Genomic DNA, 3505 nt, shown 5'->3' on the forward strand with positions numbered 1-3505 from the left:
TTTATAACCAACTCAGCAGCATAAGCGGTAGATGCCATCGACATCGCTAAAGCTGTAGAGGTGATGAGTTTTTGTAGTTTTATCATCATATATCCTTATGGGTAGGGTAGTTATTACACTTCACTCAATCAACGAATCAGGTAATTGTTAACCTTTGGTTGCGCCGAGGGTAAGCCCAGCAATAAAGTGTTTTTGCATTGCGAAGAACAATGCAACAGGGGGAAGTGCTGCGACAACAGCGCCAGCAGATATGAGGTTCCAAGAAGCTAACCATTGACCTCGTAACGCACTGAGACCTGCAGTTACTGGACGAACTTCATCACTTTGAACGAGTACGAGTGCCCAAAAGTAATCATTCCAGATAAAGGTGAACACGAGTACAGAGAGTGCAGCGAGTGCTGGACGTACTAGGGGTAGAATGATGTGCCAGAATATTTTAAATTCACTGACTCCCTCTACTCGCGCTGCCTCTATTAATTCATTAGGTAATCCAACGATGAAGTTTCGCATAAATAACGTACAAAAACCGGTTTGAAAAGCAATGTGGAACATAATCAAACCAAGGTGAGTATCGTACAAACCTGCATTAATGGTCAGATCCCTGACTGGGATCATTAGTATCTGGAACGGAACAAAATTACCAGCTATGAAAGTTGCCAATAGCCAAATGTTAGCTTTGAACTGATATTTAGCGAGCGCAAATCCAGCCAGTGTAGATAATGCAACAGCACCCAGAACAGCTGGTAAGGTAATGATTAATGAACTTAGTAAATATTGGCCCATATCAGTGCTTTGAAACACCATTTGATAGTTATCCATCAAATTAAAACTGGATGGCCATCCCCAGTAATTACCTTGGTTTATATCTTCGATGGAACGAACTGATGTCATCAGCACGGCGATTAATGGCATTAGCCAAAGTATAATTGTAAAAGGGAGAGCCACACGATAAGTAATATTTACAAAACGTGATGACTTATTAATTGGTTGCGGGAACATTACTTTTCACTCCTTAACATACGTGTTAAGAAAAAGGCGATATATGCCGCCATGATGAGGAATAAAACAACGGCCACTGCCGCACCGTATCCCATGCGATAGTTGAAGATGGACTCTTCATACATCATGTATGCAAGTACTGTCGAGCTTCCCCATGGTCCGCCTGCTGTCATCGTCGCGACTAAATCGAAAGATCGAAGGGCCCCAATAACGGTAACAACAACGGCAATGAAGGTTGCGGGAGAAAGCTGAGGCAAAATAATATGCCTTAACAGTTTGAAACCTTTAGCATTATCTAGTCTTGCGGCTTCAATGAGCTCAGGATTTAGATTGTTTAGACCTGTTAAATACAGGATCATACAATAGGCAATTTGTGGCCATAAGCCGGCAGCAATAATCCCAAAGGTGACATATTCTTCATTAGATAACAAAGCAATAGGTTCACTACCAAAGAAAGCAAGAATACTATTTAGCAGCCCTAGGCTAGGGTCATAAAACCATGTAAAGACTAGCCCGATAATAACCTGGGAAATTACAAACGGGAAAAAGAACAGTGCTTTTACGAGTCTGATGCCTTTAACATCCTGGTTAAGAAACAAGGCAATGGCTAAGCCTAAAGGAGGGGCTAGCATGAATAGTAAAAGCCATAACACATTGTTAGTAAGGGCTTTAAAGAAAACCTCAGAGTCAAATAATTCAATATAGTTATCAAGGCCTACCCATACTTTGTCGCCCATGCCATCCCAGCTATATAGACTGAGGGTAAAGCTTTCTATAATCGGATATAAAACATATAGAGCAAATAGTACTAAAGCGGGTGCCATGAACACCCACGGTACTAAGGATATTGGAATAACTCTCTTTTTCTGCTTGTTAGAGTTATTTGCTCTATCCATCATTGTTTCTGGTGGAGAAGTTTGAGTCATAGTGTACTCCGGTTCCATTCTTAGCGGAGATGTCTGCTACTGTAAGTATACTTATTATTACTATTTCACTTGTTCTAGGTGCTGTTCTAGTAGCCGATTAACTGACATTGAATGATAAAAGTCATTTTATTCGGATCAAGATAGCGATATTTGTGATCAGAAAATGTGCGCAAGTAAACGTTTCCACTGATTTCTAAAGCCTGATACATAAAATGTGATGATGATCTTATTGTTTTGTATTGAGCTTGTGATTGTGCCTTATGGTTGAGTAATTGGATTAGCAACTGGTTGTTGTTTTAACCTTATGTTTTAAATCATATTATTATATATTTCTGAGTTTTCGGTAGAGGGGTTGACGTTAGAGAGTAATATCTGCTGGATCACAAAAACTTAACCTTTTCACAGGGGTTTTGTTGGTAACGTTTACTTTTCTTTGAGCTTGTCATAATCTGTTTAGTGTTCTAGTTGTTTCTAATAAGCCTATAAACTGACGTCCGACAACCATAAGGATGTAACAATGGCAGATATAGCACTAAGCCGTGCGGTAAAGCGCTTTGGTAAAATAGAGACGATTCATGGCATCGATCTTCAGATTGATGATGGTGAATTTACCGTATTTGTTGGGCCATCAGGCTGTGGCAAATCGACGCTGCTGAGGCTGATAGCGGGGCTTGAAGACATTACCGAGGGAGACATCCATATTGGCGGGCGAAACGTAAATAATGTCGAACCTGCAGATCGTGGGGTCGCGATGGTATTTCAATCATATGCGCTTTATCCCCACATGACTGTTGAAGAAAATATGGGCTTCGGATTGAAGATGGCTGGTGAACCGGCTGAAAAAATCCGTGAACGTGTTCGACGCGCTAGCGACATCTTGCAGCTTGATCAGTTGCTAAAGCGTAAACCAAAGGAGCTTTCAGGTGGTCAGCGTCAAAGGGTAGCTATTGGGCGCGCAATTGTTCGTGATCCTGAAGTGTTCTTATTTGATGAACCGTTATCGAATTTAGATGCCGAACTTCGTGTCGAGATGCGTATTCAAATCGCTAAACTGCATAAGCAACTTGCTAACACTATGATCTATGTAACCCATGATCAAGTTGAAGCAATGACGCTGGCAGATAAGATAGTGGTGTTACGGGATGGTCGAGTTGAGCAGGTGGGATCACCGCTTGAGTTGTATTATCGACCTGCTAATGAGTTTGTGGCGGGGTTTATCGGCTCTCCAAAAATGAATTTTATTCCGGTGGTAGTGATAGCAAAAGATAGTACTCAGGTAACACTGACGTTGCCTGACGGACAAGCTTTTGAGCTAGATGCAAAAACTGATGGCATAGATGTTGGCCAAGAATTGAAGTTGGGTATTCGACCTGAGCATATACTTATTAACGAGGATGGAGAATCGGTACTGGGTATCGAGTTTAATTCTGAAGTTGTTGAGCGCTTGGGTAATAGTACTTACTTATTCGGAACTTATGCTAATTTGGATAATTTCAAGATCCACATTCCAAGCGATAAGGCAATTGTGACCGGCAACGTGCTGCGAGTGACCATGGAGAGTAAAAATCTCCATCTTTTTG

The 3505-nt window shown here is 41.3% G+C and carries 3 protein-coding genes; 1 reads left to right on the top strand and 2 read right to left on the bottom strand.

Annotated features, from left to right (window positions below):
- Window positions 1-147: 147 nt before the first annotated feature.
- On the bottom strand, window positions 148-999 hold the full coding sequence (locus MHN01_RS20665) for a carbohydrate ABC transporter permease (RefSeq protein ID WP_239413148.1): 852 nt from the start codon (window positions 997-999) through the stop codon (window positions 148-150).
- Complete coding sequence (locus tag MHN01_RS20670; RefSeq protein ID WP_370646532.1) at window positions 999-1895, bottom strand: carbohydrate ABC transporter permease; 897 nt, start codon at window positions 1893-1895, stop codon at window positions 999-1001. The genes MHN01_RS20665 and MHN01_RS20670 overlap by 1 nt, the downstream gene beginning before the upstream one ends.
- A 547-nt stretch (window positions 1896-2442) precedes the next feature.
- Between MHN01_RS20670 and MHN01_RS20675 the strand changes: the two genes are divergently transcribed.
- Window positions 2443-3505 (top strand): ABC transporter ATP-binding protein (locus MHN01_RS20675; RefSeq protein WP_239413149.1); only part of this gene is annotated, 1063 nt, incomplete at its 3' end.

The organism is Photobacterium sp. OFAV2-7 (assembly GCF_022347985.1).
Classification (GTDB): domain Bacteria; phylum Pseudomonadota; class Gammaproteobacteria; order Enterobacterales; family Vibrionaceae; genus Photobacterium.